The organism is Janthinobacterium sp. GW821-FHT03A03 (genome assembly GCF_059421435.1).
Genome location: NZ_JBWKUZ010000027.1, coordinates 20,869 through 38,977 on the forward strand (window position 1 = coordinate 20,869; position 18,109 = coordinate 38,977).

22 protein-coding genes are annotated in these 18,109 nt (G+C 61.2%); 18 read left to right on the top strand and 4 right to left on the bottom strand.

Features of this window, described 5'->3' with window-relative positions; all coding sequences use genetic code 11:
• Positions 1-2 precede the first annotated feature (2 nt).
• Positions 3-782, bottom strand: a complete 780-nt coding sequence (locus tag AC07VI_RS27225; RefSeq protein ID WP_492992470.1) for an ABC transporter ATP-binding protein — start codon at positions 780-782, stop codon at positions 3-5.
• Positions 783-930: 148 nt separating this feature from the next.
• Between AC07VI_RS27225 and AC07VI_RS27230 the strand changes: the two genes are divergently transcribed.
• Both AC07VI_RS27230 and coq7 read left to right on the top strand, forming a co-directional pair.
• Entirely contained in the window at positions 931-1,362 is a 432-nt protein-coding gene (locus AC07VI_RS27230; RefSeq protein WP_099375347.1) for a hypothetical protein, read from the top strand.
• An 86-nt stretch (positions 1,363-1,448) separates the two neighbouring features.
• Positions 1,449-2,093: a 2-polyprenyl-3-methyl-6-methoxy-1,4-benzoquinone monooxygenase gene (coq7, locus tag AC07VI_RS27235; protein WP_086144917.1), complete on the top strand. Its 645-nt coding sequence runs from the start codon at positions 1,449-1,451 to the stop codon at positions 2,091-2,093.
• A 153-nt stretch (positions 2,094-2,246) separates the two neighbouring features.
• Here the strand turns inward: coq7 and AC07VI_RS27240 are convergent, their stop codons facing one another.
• Positions 2,247-2,675 (bottom strand): OsmC family protein, encoded by a 429-nt coding sequence (locus AC07VI_RS27240; RefSeq protein ID WP_086144916.1) that lies wholly within the window; start codon positions 2,673-2,675, stop codon positions 2,247-2,249.
• 225 nt (positions 2,676-2,900) lie between these two features.
• Here AC07VI_RS27240 and rplM point away from each other — a divergent pair, with 225 nt between their 5' ends.
• The 5 genes from rplM to erpA all read left to right on the top strand — a co-directional run bounded on the left by rplM (position 2,901) and on the right by erpA (position 5,884).
• A complete protein-coding gene (rplM, locus tag AC07VI_RS27245) occupies positions 2,901-3,329 on the top strand; it encodes a 50S ribosomal protein L13 (RefSeq protein WP_010393282.1) in 429 nt (142 codons plus the stop codon).
• Positions 3,330-3,338: 9 nt separating this feature from the next.
• A complete protein-coding gene (gene rpsI / locus AC07VI_RS27250; RefSeq protein ID WP_010393285.1) occupies positions 3,339-3,731 on the top strand; it encodes a 30S ribosomal protein S9 in 393 nt (130 codons plus the stop codon).
• Between the two features lie 178 nt (positions 3,732-3,909).
• Complete coding sequence (gene argC / locus AC07VI_RS27255) at positions 3,910-4,947, top strand: N-acetyl-gamma-glutamyl-phosphate reductase (RefSeq protein ID WP_086144915.1); 1,038 nt, start codon at positions 3,910-3,912, stop codon at positions 4,945-4,947.
• A gap of 90 nt (positions 4,948-5,037) precedes the next feature.
• On the top strand, positions 5,038-5,427 hold the full coding sequence (locus AC07VI_RS27260) for a bactofilin family protein (RefSeq protein WP_034785332.1): 390 nt from the start codon (positions 5,038-5,040) through the stop codon (positions 5,425-5,427).
• Positions 5,428-5,521: 94 nt separating this feature from the next.
• Positions 5,522-5,884, top strand: a complete 363-nt coding sequence (gene erpA / locus AC07VI_RS27265) for an iron-sulfur cluster insertion protein ErpA (protein WP_029496047.1) — start codon at positions 5,522-5,524, stop codon at positions 5,882-5,884.
• 178 nt (positions 5,885-6,062) lie between these two features.
• Here erpA and AC07VI_RS27270 read toward each other — a convergent pair whose 3' ends face one another.
• Both AC07VI_RS27270 and AC07VI_RS27275 read right to left on the bottom strand, forming a co-directional pair.
• Positions 6,063-7,157, bottom strand: a complete 1,095-nt coding sequence (locus tag AC07VI_RS27270) for an anhydro-N-acetylmuramic acid kinase (protein WP_492992472.1) — start codon at positions 7,155-7,157, stop codon at positions 6,063-6,065.
• 130 nt (positions 7,158-7,287) lie between these two features.
• Entirely contained in the window at positions 7,288-8,655 is a 1,368-nt protein-coding gene (locus tag AC07VI_RS27275) for a M23 family metallopeptidase (protein WP_086144913.1), read from the bottom strand.
• Positions 8,656-8,809: 154 nt separating this feature from the next.
• On the opposite strand from AC07VI_RS27275, the gene tyrS reads away from it, so the two are divergent.
• From tyrS to AC07VI_RS27330, 11 genes are all read left to right on the top strand, one after another.
• Positions 8,810-10,075: a tyrosine--tRNA ligase gene (gene tyrS, locus AC07VI_RS27280; RefSeq protein WP_086144912.1), complete on the top strand. Its 1,266-nt coding sequence runs from the start codon at positions 8,810-8,812 to the stop codon at positions 10,073-10,075.
• Positions 10,072-10,518 carry a D-aminoacyl-tRNA deacylase gene (dtd, locus tag AC07VI_RS27285; RefSeq protein ID WP_086144911.1) on the top strand — a complete coding sequence of 149 codons (447 nt, stop codon included), beginning with the start codon at positions 10,072-10,074 and terminating at the stop codon, positions 10,516-10,518. Before tyrS ends, dtd begins: the two co-directional genes overlap by 4 nt.
• A gap of 53 nt (positions 10,519-10,571) precedes the next feature.
• Positions 10,572-11,204 (top strand): YbhB/YbcL family Raf kinase inhibitor-like protein, encoded by a 633-nt coding sequence (locus AC07VI_RS27290; protein WP_099419649.1) that lies wholly within the window; start codon positions 10,572-10,574, stop codon positions 11,202-11,204.
• A gap of 3 nt (positions 11,205-11,207) precedes the next feature.
• A complete protein-coding gene (locus tag AC07VI_RS27295; protein WP_492992475.1) occupies positions 11,208-11,852 on the top strand; it encodes a histidine phosphatase family protein in 645 nt (214 codons plus the stop codon).
• Positions 11,853-12,002: 150 nt separating this feature from the next.
• On the top strand, positions 12,003-13,055 hold the full coding sequence (gene dusB / locus AC07VI_RS27300) for a tRNA dihydrouridine synthase DusB (RefSeq protein ID WP_086144908.1): 1,053 nt from the start codon (positions 12,003-12,005) through the stop codon (positions 13,053-13,055).
• A gap of 168 nt (positions 13,056-13,223) precedes the next feature.
• A complete protein-coding gene (locus AC07VI_RS27305) occupies positions 13,224-13,457 on the top strand; it encodes a helix-turn-helix domain-containing protein (protein WP_008445162.1) in 234 nt (77 codons plus the stop codon).
• A 106-nt stretch (positions 13,458-13,563) separates the two neighbouring features.
• The gene (gene purH / locus AC07VI_RS27310; protein ID WP_492992477.1) at positions 13,564-15,150 is read left to right on the top strand and encodes a bifunctional phosphoribosylaminoimidazolecarboxamide formyltransferase/IMP cyclohydrolase; all 1,587 of its coding nucleotides are present in this window, start codon (positions 13,564-13,566) and stop codon (positions 15,148-15,150) included.
• 190 nt (positions 15,151-15,340) lie between these two features.
• Positions 15,341-15,880 carry a crossover junction endodeoxyribonuclease RuvC gene (ruvC, locus tag AC07VI_RS27315; RefSeq protein ID WP_086144906.1) on the top strand — a complete coding sequence of 180 codons (540 nt, stop codon included), beginning with the start codon at positions 15,341-15,343 and terminating at the stop codon, positions 15,878-15,880.
• 58 nt (positions 15,881-15,938) lie between these two features.
• Entirely contained in the window at positions 15,939-16,517 is a 579-nt protein-coding gene (gene ruvA / locus AC07VI_RS27320; protein ID WP_034784779.1) for a Holliday junction branch migration protein RuvA, read from the top strand.
• 6 nt (positions 16,518-16,523) lie between these two features.
• Positions 16,524-17,579, top strand: a complete 1,056-nt coding sequence (gene ruvB, locus AC07VI_RS27325) for a Holliday junction branch migration DNA helicase RuvB (RefSeq protein WP_076568314.1) — start codon at positions 16,524-16,526, stop codon at positions 17,577-17,579.
• A gap of 32 nt (positions 17,580-17,611) precedes the next feature.
• Complete coding sequence (locus tag AC07VI_RS27330) at positions 17,612-18,082, top strand: YaiI/YqxD family protein (RefSeq protein WP_070312433.1); 471 nt, start codon at positions 17,612-17,614, stop codon at positions 18,080-18,082.
• Positions 18,083-18,109: the final 27 nt, after the last annotated feature.

The window sequence follows — 18,109 nt, forward strand, 5'->3', positions numbered from 1 at the left end:
TCTCAGGCTTCCTGGTTGATGACGCTGACAAAGGCGTCGTACAGATCGGTACTGCCGCCCAGATGGCGCAGCTCGTCGATGGTGCCGTTGAAGGCAGTGGTGCCGCGGTTGATGATGCAGACCCGGTCGCACAGCTTTTCCACCTCGTGCAGGTGGTGCGTGGACAAGATCAGCGGCACGCGCAGCGCCTTGTAGCTGGCGATGAAGTCGAGCAGGATCTTGGCCGACATCACGTCCAGGCCCGTCGTCGGCTCGTCGAGGATCACCACCTGCGGCTCGTGCACGACGGTGCGGGCGATCGCGCATTTCTGTTTCATGCCCGTCGACAACTGATCGGCCCGCTTGCCGCCGTATTCCTCCATGTGCAGCAGCGCAAACAGCTCGTCGCAGCGGCGTTTCAGCTTGTCGGCCGGCATGCCGTGCAGGCGGCCGAAATACTCCACGTTCTCGCGCGCCGTCAGGCGGCCGTACAAGCCCGTCGAGCCGGACAAAAAGCCGATGCTTTGGCGCGCCGCCAGCGGCTGCTGCAGCACGTCGACGCCGTTGACGAGGGCGCTGCCCGCATCCGCTTGCAGTGCCGTCGACAGCAGGCGCAGGGTGGTGGTCTTGCCGGCGCCGTTAGGCCCAAGCAAGCCCAGCACTTCGCCGGGGGCGCAGCTGAAACTGACGTCGCGCACGGCGTGGAACCAGCCATCGTGTTCGCGCGGATCGCTGACCCGCACGGCCTTGCCCTTGTGGGGCGGCATGCGAAAACGTTTTGCCAGGTGCTTGACCTCAATCATGTAGTTCATCCATTCGATAGGGAGGAGCTAGGGTAGCATGCAAAAAATGTAACTTGCAAGATGGAAATATCGTTTGGTCTATTGAAAAAAACAGCATCTTCATGCAAGCTGGCCCGGTAGGCGCCGGCGGACGGCGCGGGAGAGTGCAATGCGAACGATCGATCAGGCGATGCAGGACAAGGTACTGGCGGTGGCGCGCGCCGGCATGACCAGCGCCGAAGCCATCGGTTTTTTCCGCGTCAGCCTGGGCCTGTACTACCTGGCGGGCCTGATGACGGAGGAAACGCTCGATTTCAAGCAGATCGATGCGCGCTACAACCGCTTTATCTACCACTCGATAGGAGGCGGGCACAGCATTGCCAGCGTGCTGCAATTCATGAGCGGCGAGAAAGTCTTGCGCGTATTGCAATCGGAGCGTTTTCGTACCGCGTTTGCCGAGCATTGCCCGGATATCCCCGTCGACAGCATTTCCTTCCTGATTTCGCTGAACCTGGGCGTGGCGAAAAGCCTGTCCGGCCTCGATGCAGTCGGCCCCGTGGTGGACTGGATCGAGCAGGAAAAAGCGCGCACAGGTCAATAAAGCCCCGTTCGCCCTGCGCGCCGCGCGGGTACGGCTGGCCCTGATCGTCCTATAATTCATGTTTTCCCTTACATGAATAGCCCACGATGACCGCGAACCGCCATTTTCACCCCCTGGATCGTTTGATTGTCGGCGCCGACAAGGCCTTGCGCGTCATGGCGGGCGTGGCCTCGGCCTCGCGCCCCACGCCGGCCGCGCATGCGCCCGATGCGGAGCTGAGCCCGGCCGAACAGCGCCACAGCGCCGGCTTGATGCGCGTCAACCATGTCGGCGAAGTGTGCGCGCAGGCGCTGTACAACTCGCAGGCCCGCTATGCGCACAGCCCGGCCATCCGCGCCCAGTTCGACGAGGCGGGACGCGAAGAGGAAGACCACCTGGCCTGGACGGCGCAGCGCCTGACGGAGCTGGGCTCGCGTTTGAGCCTGCTCAATCCCCTGTGGTATGCGGGGTCGTTTGCGCTGGGCACCATCGCCGCGCGCATGGGCGACGGCCGCAGCCTGGGTTTTGTCGTGGAAACGGAGCGCCAGGTGGAAGCGCACCTGGCCAGCCACTTGCAGGAATTGCCGCCGCAGGATGCGAAATCGCGCGCCATCGTCAAGCAGATGGCCATCGACGAGGTGGAACACGGCGCCGCGGCCCAGCGATTGGGCGCCATCGACACCCCGGCGCCTGTGAAGGCGTTGATGGGCATCATGGGGAAAGTGATGACAAAGACGGCGTATTATATTTAAAACAAAGGCGCTCCGAAGAGCGCCTATGCATGCCTGAGACGTGAAACGCCTGGCAAAACCGTAGCGAGCGGAAGGGAGAGGTGGTAGAGGCGCAACCGTGCTGGAGCACGGTGAGCATCGCAGGCCGCCTACGCCGGCGCGCAGGAGGTTGGCTCAGGCGCTTTCTTCGATGATCTCGAAGGAATGCGTAATTTCCGCCGTTTTTGCCAGCATGATGGACGCCGAGCAATATTTGTCATGCGACAAAGTCACGGCCCGTTCCACGGCCGCCGGTTTCAATGCCTTGCCCCGCACGGTGAAGTGGAAGTGGATCTTGGTAAATACTTTCGGATCGGTGTCGGCGCGCTCGGCCTTCAGGGTCACTTCGCAGCCGTTGACGGCTTCGCGGCCCCGCTTCAGGATCAGCACCACGTCATAGGCGGTGCAGCCGCCCGTGCCCAGCAAGACCATTTCCATGGGGCGTGGCGCCAGGTTGTGGCCGCCGCCATCGGGCGCGCCATCCATGGTCACCATGTGGCCGGAACCGGTTTCTGCCCGAAAACTCATGCCCGACGGGCCATTCCAGCTGACTTTGCATTCCATCGTACTCTCCGAAAATTGTAAGCGTTTTGTATTGTAATAGAGGAACGCCTGTCCATGTGCCGCCCGCCAGCCCGCAGCCGCTCTGCATCGCGGCTTGACTCAGCACGGCAAAGCCGCTTATACTTGTCGGCTTTCCGTTCGCTCAGGAAAAGTAAATAAGGCAGAGTCCGCACAGCAGCATAGTCGGAACCACCATTTGAGCGTGTAATCTATTAGGAAGTCAACATGAAAACATTTTCCGCTAAAGGACATGAAGTCCAGCGCGATTGGTTCGTGGTTGACGCGACGGACAAAGTCCTCGGACGTGTTGCCAGCGAAGTGGCACTCCGACTGCGCGGCAAACACAAACCAGAATTTACTCCTCACGTCGATACCGGCGACTTCATCGTCGTCATCAACGCAGGCAAACTGCGTGTGACCGGTACCAAAGCTACTGAGAAAATTTACTACCGTCACTCTGGCTATCCAGGCGGCATCTACGAGACCAACTTCCAGAAAATGCAACAGCGTTTTCCAGGTCGCGCGCTTGAGAAAGCGGTCAAGGGCATGCTGCCTAAAGGCCCACTCGGCTACGCAATGATCAAGAAGCTGAAAGTGTACGCGGAAGGTTCCCATCCGCACGCTGCTCAGCAACCTAAAGCACTTGTTCTCTAAGGAACTGACATGATCGGTAATTACAATTATGGAACCGGCCGTCGCAAAAGTGCAGTGGCTCGGGTTTTTATCAAAGTTGGCACAGGCTTGATCGTTGTTAACGGCAAACCAGCAAACGAATACTTTTCGCGCGAAACGGGTCTGATGGTCATCCGTCAACCTCTGGAACTGACCGGCAATGTCGAGCGTTTCGACATCAAAGTCAACGTCCATGGCGGCGGTGAGTCGGGCCAGGCTGGTGCAGTTCGTCACGGCATCACCCGCGCTCTGATCGACTACGATGCAGCGCTGAAACCGGAACTGGCGAAAGCCGGCTTCGTGACCCGCGATGCACGTGAAGTCGAGCGTAAAAAAGTTGGTCTGCGCAAAGCACGTCGCGCAAAGCAATTCTCGAAGCGTTAATTTCTACGCTACAGCGCCTTTCGGGGCGCTGGTCGAAAAGCCGCTGGACTTCGGTTCCGCGGCTTTTTTGCATTTCAGCGTGACTCGGCGTTGCGCTGTAAAATACGCGCATTGCCCCTGCGGGGCAGCCTGCGTACTTCCGCATATTGCATCTGTACCCTACACACAAGGAAAGAAAATGATCAAAGTTGGCATCGTCGGCGGCACTGGATACACGGGCGTGGAATTGCTGCGCTTGCTGGCAACCCATCCAGATGTCGAGTTGACGGCGATTACGTCGCGCAAGGAAGATGGCTTGCCCGTTGCTGACATGTATCCTTCCCTGCGTGGCCACGTGAAACTGGCGTTTTCCTCGCCGGACAAGGCGAATCTGGAACAGTGCGACGTGGTCTTCTTTGCCACGCCACACGGTGTTGCGATGGCGCAAGCACCAGCCCTGCTGGCCGCCGGCGTGAAAGTCATCGACCTGGCCGCCGACTTCCGCCTGAAAGACCAGGCCAAGTTCGAGCAATGGTACAAGATTCCCCACACGGCCCCCGAGCTGATAGCCCAAGCCGTGTACGGCTTGCCGGAACTGAACCGTGAAGATATTAAAAAGGCCAGCCTGATCGCCAACCCCGGCTGCTACCCGACCACCATGCAGCTGGGTTTTTATCCGCTGCTCAAGGCGGGCCTCGTCAACGCGGGCGGCCTGATCGCCGACTGCAAGTCGGGCGTTTCCGGCGCCGGCCGCAAGGCGGAAATCGGCATCCTGTTCTCGGAAAGCAGCGACAGCTTCAAGGCCTATGGCGTGGCCGGCCACCGCCACCTGCCGGAAACGACGGCGCAACTGCAGCGTTTCACCGAAGAAAAAGTGGCGCTGACCTTTACGCCGCACCTGGTGCCGATGATCCGCGGCATGCATTCGACCCTGTACGCGCAGCTGAACAAGGATGTCAGCAATGAAGAATTGCAGGCATTGTTTGAAGAGCAATACAAGGACGAGCCTTTCGTCGACGTGATGCCGTTCGGCTCGCACCCGGAAACCCGCTCCACGCGCGGCTCGAACATGCTGCGCCTGGCCTTGCACCGTCCCGAAGGCGGCAATACCGTCATCGTGCTGGTGGTGCAGGACAACCTGGTCAAGGGCGCTTCGGGCCAGGCCGTGCAATGCATGAACTTGATGTTTGGCTTGAAAGAAACTGCCGGTTTGCAACACATCGCCTTGCTGCCATAAAAATAGGCAGCCGTGCTTGCGCAGGTCCGGCGCCTTTTTGCCGGACCTGTGATAGATTGGACTGCCACGTACACCAACAGGATGACGTTCATGTTCGAGCGCAACGCGAAAAACCCCATCGACACCCTGATCGGCGCCTCGACGCGGATCGAGGGCGATTTGCTGTTTTGCGGCGGCCTGCGCATCGACGGCCATGTGCGCGGCAACGTCACGGGCGAGCCGGGCGAGCCCACGTATGTGGTGCTGGGCGAGGCGGGCCGCATCGACGGCGAGGTGCGCTGCTCGAGCCTGGTCGTCAGCGGCGAGATCAACGGCCCCGTGTACGTGTCCGAAATGCTTGAAATCCAGCCCAAAGCCCGCATTGTGGGAGAGGTGTATTACAAAGTGCTGGAAATGCACAGCGGCGCATTGGTGCAAGGCAAGCTCAGTCGCCACGACAGCGCCGACCCCGTGCTGCACCTGGCCGTGTCGGAAATGTGAGCAGGAACAACACCGGCCAGCCGCCTCTGCGGCCGCCGCAGCGCGAGTTGTGCCAACAGTCTATAATGAGGCTATGTTTTCTGAGGAGTCTGAAATGAATGCAGTCGCTGAAATGCAAGATGTGATCCCTTCGCCTATCATCTTTACCGATAGCGCCGCCGAAAAAGTCGCGCAGCTGATCGAGGAAGAAGGCAATCCCGACCTGAAATTGCGCGTGTTCGTGCAGGGCGGCGGCTGTTCCGGCTTCCAGTACGGCTTCACCTTCGACGAAATCGTCAACGAAGATGACACCACCATGGTCAAGAACGGCGTCCAGCTGTTGATCGATTCCATGAGCTACCAGTACCTGGTCGGCGCGGAAATCGACTACAAGGATGACCTGGAAGGCGCGCAGTTCGTGATTAAAAACCCAACGGCTACGTCTACCTGCGGTTGCGGTTCGTCGTTCTCCGTCTAAGCTGGCACACCTGAGAAAACGTCCATGGCGGCGTTGCATTGCCTTGCCGTACTATTCGTACTGTCTTCGGCAATGCGCCTTGCCCTGAACGTTTTTCACGCGCGCCGGTTTCCACGCGCAGCATAATAATAGCGGATCATCGATCCGCTATTTGTGTTTCTGGAGCAATTGTTTCACATCAACGTGGATACAGCGCGCCCAGTACCCGTAAGCCCTGCGCACCCGTCACGGCCGGCAAATTGCCCGGCTTGCGCTGTGTAAAACGCCAGGCCAGCCAGGCAAACGCCAGCGCCTCGACCTGGCTGGGCGCCACGCCCAGCGCTGCCGTCGATGCCACGGCCATGCCCGGCAATTCGCGCGCCAGCGCCGCCATCAGCGTGGCGTTCTGCGCGCCGCCGCCGCACACATACACGTTTTCCGCCTGCGCCCCGTCGCGCGCGATGGCCTGCGCCAGGCTGGCGGCCGTTAATTGCGTCAAGGTTGCCTGCACGTCGGCGGGCAGGGCGGCCGGATAATTGGCCAGCTTGCCTTGCAGCCAGTCGGCGTGAAACAGGTCGCGGCCCGTGCTTTTCGGCGCCGGCAAGTCAAAATACGGGTCATTGAGCAAATCCGCCAGCAGGGCAGGCAAGACTTTGCCCGTGGCGGCCCAGGCGCCGTCGGCGTCGTAGGGCTGGCCCTGGTGCAGCAGGGTCCAGCCGTCCATCAGGGCATTGCCGGGGCCCGTGTCGTAGCCCGTTACGCTGCCGTCCCCGTGCAGCACGCTGATATTGCTGATGCCGCCGATATTGGCCACCACGCGCGTATGGCCGGGCTCGTTGAAGATGGCTTGATGAAAAGCGGGCACCAGCGGCGCGCCCTGGCCGCCGGCCGCCACGTCGCGGCTGCGCAAGTCGGCGATGACGTCGATGTCCGCCAGTTCGGCCAGCAGGGCCGGGTTGTTCAGCTGGCGCGTAAAACCCAGTTCGGGGCGATGGCGGATGGTCTGGCCATGCGCGCCGATGGCGGCGATGGCGTCCGGGCCGATGCCCGCGTCGCGCAACAGCGTGGCGACGCAGTCGGCATAATGGCGCACCAGCGCATTGGCCGCCAGCGCCTCGCGTTCGATTTCATTTTGGCCAGCACTTTGCAGCGCCATCAGGTCGGCGCGCAGGCTGGCGGGAAAGGCAATATAGGCGTCGCCCAGGCTGCGTACGCCGCCATCGTCGGCAAAGTCGACCAGCGCGCCGTCAACGCCGTCCAGGCTGGTGCCGGACATCAGACCGATATAAAGCATGGGTGTTCCTTGAATGCGTCAGTGATGGATGGCATTGTGCCGCATTTGCGCCGTACGCACGCGGGAAAAAACAAAGGCACCGGCCAATGCATGGGCGGTGCCTTTGTATGTTGCCCGAAGGCGGTATTGCTTAGCGCGAAGCCAGTGCCGTGTCGTTCGGACGCAGCAGGGTGAAGCGGTGCATCATGTCAGCCGACACCATGCGGAAGCGGCTCAGCTCGGCGGCCGTCAGCGGCGCCTGGGCTTGTACGTTCAGCTTGCTTGGGTCTTGTGCCACGCCGCCGACGCGGAATTCATAGTGCAAATGGGCGCCCGTGGACCAGCCCGTCGTGCCGACATAGCCGATCACATCGCCCTGGCTCACTTTCTGGCCTTTTTTCAGGCCCGAAGCGAAGCGGCTCATGTGGGCATAGGCGGTGGTGTAGTTGGCCCAGTGTTTCAGCACAACAACATTACCGTAGCCGTTCTGGCTGCCGACGGAATCGACCACGCCGTCGCCGGAAGCGCGGATAGGCGTGCCAGTTGCTGCAGCGAAATCGATGCCTTTGTGTGCTTTCCAGTTGCCGGAAATCGGGTGCACGCGCATGGAGAAGCCGGACGAGATGCGGGAGAATTCGAGGGGGGATTTCAGGAAGGCTTTTTTGAGGGACTTGCCGTCGAAACTGTAGTAACCGCCGCCTTGCTTGCTGGCTGGGTCTTCGAACCAAACGGACTGGTAAGTCGTGCCGCGGTTGGTGAATTCACCGGCCAGGATGCGGCCCGCTCGGACGAATTCGCCATCTTGCCAGAATGTTTCATAGACAACATTAAACGAGTCGCCACGTTTCAGGTCGGAGCGGAAGTCGATATTGGTGGAGAACATTTCCACGATTTGCGCGGAAATCGAGTCTGGCAGGCGGGTGCCGTCCAGGCTGGAGTCGGTGGCGGCGAACAGGGTGGAAGTAATCTTGCGCGCGTGCATTTCAACGCGGCGTTCCAGCTGGGCTGCCACTTCCGTGGCCACGAACTTGTCGCCCTTGCGGGTGATCAGGATGTTCTTGACCGACTTGTCGTTGCTGTCGACGAGGGTGGCGCGCATCCAGTTGAGTTCGCCAGTTTCGGACGTTTGCGCTTGCACGCGCTTGCCCGATTTGAGCAACATCACGCCGCGCGCAATCTTGTCGGTCTTGATGAAATTGACGGCCGCCGCATCATCCACGCCAAGACGGGTCAGCAGGGTGGCGAGGGTATCGCCGGCGCGGACTTTTTCTTCGTGGGTGAAATTCTGGTCTACCTGTTCCATCGCGGAAATTTGCGAGGTGATATCCGGCATTTCCAGGTTCTGGGCGATGGACGTGACCGGCAAGTCCGATGCGTCGGGCGCCATGGGCGACACAGCGACCGCGCCGAACGCGGCCACGGCGAGCAGCACTGCGGACGCGCCGATAATGCGTGCCTTGCGTGTCGTCGTCAGCTGTGTGTACAAGCGCGAGCCTGTGATTTTATGTATAGGGTTCATGCAATCAGTTAAAATTTGCCCTTGAACGTGACCTGAACTAGTGCTCTTTGTTATTGTTATTTTGGTTCGTTTTCATACGGCAAGATTGATGGGATCGAGCATTATAGCAAACTCCGCAAACCTACCACCATTTTGAGATTTATAGTCAAATTTTATGGAAATCAACACCACCGCATCGCCTACAAAGGCTAACGCCGCTCAGACCGCGCTTGTGCTGTCGGACAGAGTACAAGAAGCCCTCGCGATTACCAAGCGTGGCGTCGACGAACTCTTGATCGAAAGCGAATTTGCGCAAAAATTAGCCCGCTCCGAGAAGACGGGCGTTCCGCTGCGCATCAAACTGGGCCTGGACCCGACTGCACCAGACTTGCATCTGGGTCATACCGTGGTACTGAACAAGATGCGCCAGCTGCAAAACCTCGGCCATCAAGTCATTTTCCTGATCGGCGACTTCACTTCCATGATCGGCGACCCTTCGGGCCGTAATGTCACGCGTCCGCCGCTGACGAAGGAACAGATCGAGATTAACGCGATGACGTATTTCGCGCAAGCATCTTTAGTGTTGGACGCCAGCAAGACTGAAATCCGCTATAACTCCGAGTGGTGCGATCCGCTGGGCGCGCGCGGCATCATCCAGCTCGCCTCCCACTACACGGTGGCGCGCATGATCGAGCGCGACGACTTCACCAAACGCTTCCAGGGCGGCATTCCTATTTCCGTCCACGAATTCCTGTACCCGCTGATGCAGGGCTACGACTCGGTGGCCCTGAAATCGGACCTGGAACTGGGCGGCACGGACCAGAAGTTCAACCTGCTGGTGGGCCGCGAACTGCAAAAGCAGTACGGACAGGAACAGCAGTGTATTTTGACCATGCCGCTGCTGGAAGGTTTGGACGGCGTGGAAAAAATGTCCAAGTCGAAGAATAACTACATCGGCATCACGGAACCGGGCAACACCATGTTCGCCAAGCTGATGAGCATTTCCGACGTCATGATGTGGCGCTACTACGAGCTGCTGTCGTGGCGCTCGATCGCCGAACTGGCACAGCTGAAGCGCGAAGTCGAGGAAGGCCGCAATCCGCGCGACGCCAAGGTTGCGCTGGCGCAAGAAATCGTCGCCCGCTTCCACTCGCAGCAGGCAGCCGAAGATGCGCTGGCCGACTTCGTCAACCGCTCGAAGGGCGGCATTCCCGACGATATCCCGGCAGTGACCCTGGCCGGCGCGCCGCTGGGCATCCCGCAATTGCTGAAACAGGCTGGCCTGTGCCCGTCCACGTCGGAAGCCATGCGCAAGATCGACCAGGGCGGCGTGCGCATTGACGGCACCGTCATCAGCGACAAGGGCTTGCAAGTGGAAGCCGGTCAGTTCGTGTTGCAAGTTGGCAAGCGCAGTTTCGCGCGCGTCACCTTGACGGCATGATCGCGCTGCTGCAAAGAGTCACGCAGGCCAAGGTCGACGTCGGCGGCGCCACCGTCGGCGCCATCGACGCCGGCCTGATGGTGCTCGTGTGCGCCGAGCGCGGCGATACGGAGAAGGAAGCGGATGCCCTGTTGACCAAGCTGCTCGGCTACCGCGTGTTTGCCGATGCGGCGGGCAAGATGAACCGCAGCGTGACGGACGTGGCCGGCGGCTTGCTGCTGGTGCCGCAGTTCACGCTGGCGGCCGATACCAAGTCCGGCACGCGCCCGTCGTTCACGCCGGCGGCCGCGCCGCAGGACGGCTTGCGCCTGTTCACGCATTTCGTGGAGCAGGCGCGCAGCCGCCACGCGAGCGTGCAAACGGGGCAGTTCGGCGCCGACATGCAGGTGTCGCTGACGAATGACGGGCCGGTGACTTTCTGGCTGCAGGTTAACGCCAAATAGTGCCGGTAGCTGCATCACTAACTGACAAGTAACTAATAACAAGGGGACAGCAGATGAAATTGTGGAGCGAGACGTTTCGTGACGGCGGCCTGATGCCGGCCGACTATGCCTTTGCCGAGATCGATCCGGCCAGCCGCGTGCGCCTTGCCGGCAACCGCAATCCCCACCTGGCCTGGGACGAGGTGCCCAACGGCACCGAGTCGCTGGTGCTGTTCTGCATCGACCCCGATGCGCCGCAGGATGCCAGCCGCGTCAATGTTGAAGGCCAGGTCGTGCCGCTGGCGGCGCCGCGCGGCGATTTTTATCACTGGAGCTTGCTCGATTTGCCGCCCGCTCTGCGCTCCATTGCCGCCGGGGAATTTTCCAGCGGCATCACGCCGCGCGGCAAGGCTGCAGCTAATGGGCTGCGCCAGGGCCTCAACGACTACACGGGCTGGTTTGCCGGCGATGCCGCCATGGCCGGCGACTATTACGGCTACGATGGCCCGTGCCCGCCGTGGAATGACGAACGCATCCACAACTACATCTTCCGCCTGTATGCGCTCGACGTGCCGCGCCTGACGCTGCCCGAGCGTTTTACGGGACAGCAAGCCCATGCCGCCATGTACGGCCACATCCTCGACGAAGCCCAGCTCGTCGTCGCCTACTCGCTCAACCCCGAGTTGGCACTTACCCTGAAGAAATAAAGCATGAGCACCACGATTTTACTGATACGCCATGGCGAGACGGCCTGGAATGCGGGCCGCCGCCTGCAGGGCCATATCGACATCGCCCTGAACGAGGCGGGCCTGGCGCAGGCTTGCGCGCTGAGGCAGGCGCTGGCGGATGAGCCGCTGGCCGCCATCCTCGCCAGCGATCTGCAACGGGCGCAGCAGACGGCGCAAGCCATTGCTCAATTGAAAAATCTGCCCGTGCAGACGGACCCCCTGCTGCGCGAGCGCTGCTATGGCGCCTTCGAAGGCTTGCTGTATGCCGATATTGCCGCGCGCTATCCGCACGAGTATGCGCAATGGCAATCGCGCCAGATCGACGCCGTGATGCCGTCGGGCGAGCGCGACGCGGAGAGCTTCCGCCAGTTCTATGCGCGCGCGAATGGCGCCATCGCCCGCTGGGCCGAACGCTATGACGGCCAGACGATCGCCATCGTGGCCCACGGCGGCGTGCTCGAGTGCGCCTACCGCGAGGCGGTCGGCATGGCGCTCGACAGTCCGCGCGACTTCCAGGTCAGGAATGCCAGCGTCAACCGTTTTTCGTATGCGGACGGCAAGCTGCATTTAGTGCACTGGGGAAATATCGAACACCTGAGCGCGCCCGCGATGGACGAACTGGGCTAAGTCCTTACTTCACTCCCCGGGCGGCCAGTTTTGCTGTGCTGCACAAGCGCGGCGCCCGCTCTGGCGCACTGAAGCAAAAAAATAGTGCTTATTAAATAGGCAGGGAATCGGTTAAAATAGCAGGTTCCTCCGTCCATTCCAGGTTCTTCAGTGCAAATCGGCCCTCACATTCTGCGCAACAACGTTTTCGTCGCTCCCATGGCGGGCGTGACGGACCGGCCTTTCCGCCAGTTGTGCAAGCAGCTCGGTGCCGGTTACGCCGTGTCGGAGATGGCGGCGTCGAATCCGCGCCTGTGGGCGACGGAAAAAAGTTCGCGCCGCACGGACCACGCAGGCGAAATGGAGCCGAAAGCCGTGCAGATCGCCGGCGCCGATCCGCAAGACCTGGCCGATTGCGCCAAGTTCAATGTGGACCGGGGCGCGCAGATCATCGACATCAACATGGGCTGCCCCGTCAAAAAGGTGTGCAACAGCTGGTGCGGATCGGCCCTGCTGCAAAACGAAAGCCTGGTCGAAAAGATCCTGCACGCCGTCGTCAACGCCGTTGACGTGCCCGTCACCCTGAAATTTCGCACGGGCTGGAACCGCGAAAACAAGAACGCCCTGAAAATCGCCCGCGTCGCCGAGCAAGCCGGCATCCAGATGCTGACCCTGCACGGCCGCACGCGCGCCGATGGCTACAAGGGCGATGCCGAATATGAAACTATTGCCGCTGTGAAAGCATCGGTAGGCATCCCCGTGGTGGCCAATGGCGACATTACCAGTCCGGAGAAGGCCCGCTTTGTGCTCGATCAAACGGGCGCCGATGCCGTCATGATCGGCCGCGCGGCGCAGGGCCGGCCGTGGATTTGCCGTGAGATCGACCATTTCTTGCGTACCGGCACCTTGTTGCCGGCGCCCTATGTGGATGAAGTGCGCAACCTGATGGACGAGCATTTGCGCGCCCATTACGCGTTTTACGGCGAATTCCTCGGCGTGCGCACGGCGCGCAAGCACATCGGCTGGTATGTCAAGGATTTGGAAGGCGGCGAGGCGTTCCGCCAGCAAATGAACTTGCTGGAGTCGACGGAAGCGCAATTGCTGGCTGTCGATCAATTTTTTGAGTCGCAATGGAAATTTGGCGAACGGTTACAATACCGCCTCGCCGAATCCAGTGAAAGTGGCCTGATCGATGTGATCCAACCTATGGCCACGGCAGCATGAGCAGATAGCAGGGAAGTCAGGTAATAAGTTATAAGTAATACAAGGGCGAGCGCCTATACAGAGCGTCATGCAATATTAATTACAACACCGAGGCCAGAGGGCAGCACGCGGACCGCATGAGCGGCGCGGCGCCGGATGGCCAGGTGTTCAGCCGGTTGAAGCATAAAAATGAGCAAAGAAAGCATTCAGGAAGTCGTACAGAAAAGTCTAGAAGATTACTTCAATGACCTGGGCGAACAGCAAGCATCGAATATCTACGACATGGTCGTGCTGACCGTGGAAAAGCCCATCCTGGAAGTCGTGATGACACGCGCCGATGGCAATCAGTCGCACGCCGCGCAGATGCTGGGCATCAACCGCAATACCCTGCGCAAGAAATTGCAGGAGCACGGTTTGCTGTAATGCCGGCATGCAAGTGACGCCAAGATTTGAATCCGCCGCAGCGGGCCAGCCCGATAGCTGAGCGCTGCGCCATTCGCCAAGAACACTTAACCACCTAGCCACAGCCATGATCAAACAAGCTCTCCTCTCCGTTTCCGACAAGACCGGCGTTCTCGAATTCGCCCGCGCCCTGTCTGCCCTCGGCGTCAACCTCCTGTCCACCGGCGGCACCGCAAAGTTGCTGGCAGACAACGGTGTTCCCGTCACGGAAGTTGCCGACTACACGGGTTTCCCGGAGATGCTCGATGGCCGTGTGAAGACCCTGCACCCGAAAGTGCATGGCGGTATCCTGGCGCGCCGCGATTTCCCTGAGCACATGTCGAAACTGGTCGAGCACGACATGCCGACCATCGACATGGTGGTGGTCAACCTGTACCCGTTCCAGGGCACGGTGGCCAAGGCCGATTGCACCCTGGAAGACGCGATCGAAAACATCGATATCGGCGGTCCGACCATGCTGCGTTCGGCAGCCAAGAACCACAAGGACGTGGTCGTCATCTGCGATCCGACCGACTACGACGCGGTGCTGGCGGAGCTGCGCTCGGCCGACGGCAAGGCGGGCGACGTGAGCTACGACACCAAGTTCATGCTGGCGAAAAAAGTCTTTGCGCATACGGCGCAATACGATGGCGCCATCACCAATTACCTGACCAGCCTGGGCCCGACGAAAGTGCACGCCGAGCGCGGCGCCTATCCGCAAATCCTGAACGTTGCATTTGAGAAGGTGCAAGACATGCGCTACGGTGAAAACCCGCACCAGAGCGCCGCCTTCTACCGCGACCTCGTCACCACCGACGGCGCACTGGCCAACTACCGCCAGCTGCAGGGCAAGGAATTGTCGTACAACAACATCGCCGACGCCGATGCGGCCTGGGAATGCGTGAAGAGCCTGGGCGGCTTCGAGCAAAGCGCGGCCTGCGTCATCGTCAAGCATGCGAACCCGTGCGGCGTCGCCCTGGGCGAGAACGCGGCCGAAGCCTATGCGCGCGCCCTGCAGACGGACCCGACCTCGGCATTTGGCGGCATCATCGCCTTCAACACGGAGCTCGACGGCGCCACCGCCGGCGAAATCGCCAAGCTGTTCGTGGAAGTGCTGATCGCCCCGTCGTTCTCCGCCGAAGCGAAACAGATTCTGTCGAGCAAGCAAAACGTGCGCATGCTGGAAATTGCGCTGGGCGCCGGCGTCAACGCCATGGACTTCAAGCGCGTCGGCGGCGGTCTGCTGGTGCAATCGCCGGACGCGAAAAACGTCGGCATCGGCGACTTGCGCGTCGTCAGCAAGCTGCAGCCGACGCCGCAGCAATTGTCCGACCTGATGTTCGCCTGGAAAGTGGCGAAATTCGTCAAGTCGAACGCCATCGTCTTCTGCGGCAATAACATGACCCTGGGCGTGGGCGCCGGCCAGATGAGCCGTATCGATTCGGCCCGCATCGCCTCGATCAAGGCGCAGAACGCGGGCCTGTCGCTGACGGGTTCCGTGGTGGCGTCGGACGCCTTCTTCCCCTTCCGCGACGGCCTCGACGTCGTCGTCGACGCGGGCGCGACCTGCGTCATTCACCCGGGCGGCTCCATGCGCGACCAGGAAGTGATCGATGCGGCGGACGAGCGCGGCGTCGTGATGTTGTACACGGGCACGCGTCACTTCCGTCATTAAGAAGGCGGTCTAAACCTACTGCGCGGCGCGGGGCGCGGCCTGCGATGCTCACTGTGCTCCAGCACAGTTGCGCTTCTCGGCCACGCCGCATCGCCGCTCGCCACGGTTTATTCCACCTTCTTTGAATGTGACAAAACGGCAGGCACCGGTTATTCACCGGTGCCTGCCGTATTCATTATAGAATCTGGCGATGATTATTCTTGGCATCGATCCTGGCCTGCGCACGACCGGCTTTGGGGTCATTGAAAAACACGGCAACAAGCTGCGCTATATTGCGTCGGGGACCGTCAAGACGGGTTCCGAAGGGGAATTGCCGCCGCGCCTGAAGATCATCCTGCAGGGCGTGAGCGAAATCGTCGGCACCTACCGGCCCGATTGCGCGGCCATCGAAAAAGTGTTTGTCAACGTCAACCCCCAATCGACCTTGCTGCTGGGCCAGGCACGGGGCGCGGCCATTTGCGCACTCGTCAATTCTGACCTGTCGGTAGCCGAATACACGGCCCTGCAAGTAAAACAGGCCGTCACGGGCCACGGCAAGGCGGCCAAGGAGCAGGTGCAGGAGATGGTTTCCCGGCTGTTGTCCTTGCCCGGCTTGCCCGGCACGGATGCGGCCGATGCCCTGGGCGTGGCCATTTGCCACGCCAACAGCGTCGATGCGCTGGCCATGATCGGTGCGCTGGCACCCCAGCTGCAAGGCTTGCGCATGAAGCGCGGCCGTTTAGTTGGTTAACTGCGGCATGGCCCTCATAATCAATAAAAACTACGATACACAACATTAGGAACACGCGATGATAGGCCGTCTCTCCGGTATTTTGCTCGAAAAAAATCCGCCACAATTGCTGGTCGATTGCCAGGGCGTCGGCTATGAAGTCGACGTGCCGATGAGTACCTTTTACAACTTGCCCCACGTGGGCGAAAAAGTCGTGCTGTTCACGCACCAGGCCATCCGCGAAGATGCGCATCTGCTGTTTGGCTTCGGCAATGCGGCCGAGCGGGCCGTGTTCCGCCAGTTGATCAAGATCACGGGCGTGGGCGCGCGCATGGCGCTGTCGATTCTTTCCGGCATGACGATCGCCGACCTGGCGCAGGCCATCACGCTGCAGGATTCGGGCCGCCTCGTGAAAGTGCCGGGCATCGGCAAGAAGACGGCGGAACGGCTGCTGCTGGAATTGAAGGGCAAGATCGGTGCGGATCTCGGTCCGCTGGGCGCGCACGCGGCGCCGGACGCGCAATCGGACATCTTGAACGCGCTGGTCGCGCTCGGCTATTCGGACAAGGAAGCGCTGGCGGCCGTGAAAAACGTGCCGGCTGGCAGCGGCGTGTCGGACGGCATCAAACTGGCGCTGAAAGCGCTGTCGAAAGGCTGATAGGGCATGAGCATCCAGACCGACAGCTTCACGGAACAGCGCATCATCGACGCGGCGCCCATCTCGCACAATGAAGAGGCGATCGAACGGGCCTTGCGCCCGAAGCAGCTCGACGAGTACGTGGGGCAGGAAAAGATCCGCGACCAGCTGGAGATCTTCATCACGGCCGCGCGCCAGCGCAAGGAAGCGCTCGACCACACTTTGCTGTTCGGCCCGCCGGGCCTGGGCAAGACGACCCTGGCGCACATCATCGCGCGCGAAATGGGCGTCAATCTGCGCCAGACTTCCGGCCCCGTGCTCGAGCGTCCGGGCGATCTGGCGGCGATTTTGACGAACCTGGAAGCGAACGACGTCCTGTTCATCGATGAAATCCACCGCCTGTCGCCTGTCGTGGAAGAGATTTTGTATCCGGCCCTTGAGGATTATCAAATCGATATCATGATCGGCGAAGGCCCAGCCGCCCGTTCCGTCAAACTCGATCTGCAGCCGTTTACATTAGTGGGGGCCACCACGCGCGCCGGCATGCTGACCAACCCGCTGCGCGACCGCTTCGGCATCGTCGCGCGGCTGGAGTTCTACAACACGGGCGAACTGACGAAGATCGTCACGCGCAGCGCCGCCTTGCTGAAAGCACCGATCGATCCGGAAGGCGCGATTGAGATCGCCCAGCGCGCGCGCGGCACGCCCCGCATCGCCAACCGCCTGCTGCGCCGCGTGCGCGATTTCGCCGAAGTCAAAAGCAATGGCGACATCACCAAGGTGGTGGCCGACCGCGCGCTGGCCATGCTCGACGTCGATTCCGCCGGTTTCGACGTGATGGATCGTAAATTGCTCGAAGCCGTGCTGTTCAAGTTCGGCGGCGGCCCCGTCGGCATCGGCAATCTGGCCGCCGCCATCGGCGAGGCGGCCGACACCATCGAAGACGTGCTGGAACCGTATCTGATCCAGCAAGGCTTTTTGCAGCGCACGCCGCGCGGGCGTGTCGCCACGCCGGCCGCCTACCTGCACTTCGGCGTCAGCGCGCCGCGCATGGGCCCGGGCGGCGAAGCGTGGGAACTGTGATGGCGGAAGGCATCCAGCAGGCCGTGCCGGACATGCAGATCTGGATCGACGCCGATGCCTGCCCCGTCGTCATCAAGGAAATCTTGTACCGCGTGGCCGACCGCCTGGAGTTGCCGCTCACCCTGGTGGCGAACCAGGGCTTGCGCGTGCCGCCCTCGCGTTTCATCCGCACCGTGCAAGTGCCGTCCGGTGCCGACGTTGCCGACCAGGAAATCGTGCGGCTGTTGAATCCCGGCGACCTGGTCATCACGGGCGACATCCCGCTGGCGGCCGACGTGCTGGCCAAGGGCGGTTTTGCGCTGAACCCGCGCGGCGAGTTTTACACGAAAGACAATATCGCCCAGCAACTGACGATGCGCGCCTTCATGGAAGAATTGCGCAGCGGCGGCGTCGACACGGGCGGCCCGGCCGCCTTCAGCCAGTCCGACCGGCAGCAGTTCGCCAACAGCCTGGACCGGCATCTGAGCAAGCATCACCGCAAGCCGGCAGCGCCGCAGACGTAAAAAAGCCGGCGCGAGGCCGGCTTCGAC

What these genes read in the sequence shown, in the direction of transcription:
- AC07VI_RS27225 (WP_492992470.1), bottom strand. Translation starts at nt 782, where the DNA reads ATGATTGAGGTCAAGCACCTGGCAAAACGTTTTCGCATGCCGCCCCAC.
- AC07VI_RS27230 (WP_099375347.1), top strand. Translation starts at nt 931, where the DNA reads ATGCGAACGATCGATCAGGCGATGCAGGACAAGGTACTGGCGGTGGCG.
- coq7 (WP_086144917.1), top strand. Translation starts at nt 1,449, where the DNA reads ATGACCGCGAACCGCCATTTTCACCCCCTGGATCGTTTGATTGTCGGC.
- AC07VI_RS27240 (WP_086144916.1), bottom strand. Translation starts at nt 2,675, where the DNA reads ATGGAATGCAAAGTCAGCTGGAATGGCCCGTCGGGCATGAGTTTTCGG.
- rplM (WP_010393282.1), top strand. Translation starts at nt 2,901, where the DNA reads ATGAAAACATTTTCCGCTAAAGGACATGAAGTCCAGCGCGATTGGTTC.
- rpsI (WP_010393285.1), top strand. Translation starts at nt 3,339, where the DNA reads ATGATCGGTAATTACAATTATGGAACCGGCCGTCGCAAAAGTGCAGTG.
- argC (WP_086144915.1), top strand. Translation starts at nt 3,910, where the DNA reads ATGATCAAAGTTGGCATCGTCGGCGGCACTGGATACACGGGCGTGGAA.
- AC07VI_RS27260 (WP_034785332.1), top strand. Translation starts at nt 5,038, where the DNA reads ATGTTCGAGCGCAACGCGAAAAACCCCATCGACACCCTGATCGGCGCC.
- erpA (WP_029496047.1), top strand. Translation starts at nt 5,522, where the DNA reads ATGAATGCAGTCGCTGAAATGCAAGATGTGATCCCTTCGCCTATCATC.
- AC07VI_RS27270 (WP_492992472.1), bottom strand. Translation starts at nt 7,157, where the DNA reads ATGCTTTATATCGGTCTGATGTCCGGCACCAGCCTGGACGGCGTTGAC.
- AC07VI_RS27275 (WP_086144913.1), bottom strand. Translation starts at nt 8,655, where the DNA reads ATGAACCCTATACATAAAATCACAGGCTCGCGCTTGTACACACAGCTG.
- tyrS (WP_086144912.1), top strand. Translation starts at nt 8,810, where the DNA reads ATGGAAATCAACACCACCGCATCGCCTACAAAGGCTAACGCCGCTCAG.
- dtd (WP_086144911.1), top strand. Translation starts at nt 10,072, where the DNA reads ATGATCGCGCTGCTGCAAAGAGTCACGCAGGCCAAGGTCGACGTCGGC.
- AC07VI_RS27290 (WP_099419649.1), top strand. Translation starts at nt 10,572, where the DNA reads ATGAAATTGTGGAGCGAGACGTTTCGTGACGGCGGCCTGATGCCGGCC.
- AC07VI_RS27295 (WP_492992475.1), top strand. Translation starts at nt 11,208, where the DNA reads ATGAGCACCACGATTTTACTGATACGCCATGGCGAGACGGCCTGGAAT.
- AC07VI_RS27305 (WP_008445162.1), top strand. Translation starts at nt 13,224, where the DNA reads ATGAGCAAAGAAAGCATTCAGGAAGTCGTACAGAAAAGTCTAGAAGAT.
- purH (WP_492992477.1), top strand. Translation starts at nt 13,564, where the DNA reads ATGATCAAACAAGCTCTCCTCTCCGTTTCCGACAAGACCGGCGTTCTC.
- ruvC (WP_086144906.1), top strand. Translation starts at nt 15,341, where the DNA reads ATGATTATTCTTGGCATCGATCCTGGCCTGCGCACGACCGGCTTTGGG.
- ruvA (WP_034784779.1), top strand. Translation starts at nt 15,939, where the DNA reads ATGATAGGCCGTCTCTCCGGTATTTTGCTCGAAAAAAATCCGCCACAA.
- ruvB (WP_076568314.1), top strand. Translation starts at nt 16,524, where the DNA reads ATGAGCATCCAGACCGACAGCTTCACGGAACAGCGCATCATCGACGCG.
- AC07VI_RS27330 (WP_070312433.1), top strand. Translation starts at nt 17,612, where the DNA reads ATGCAGATCTGGATCGACGCCGATGCCTGCCCCGTCGTCATCAAGGAA.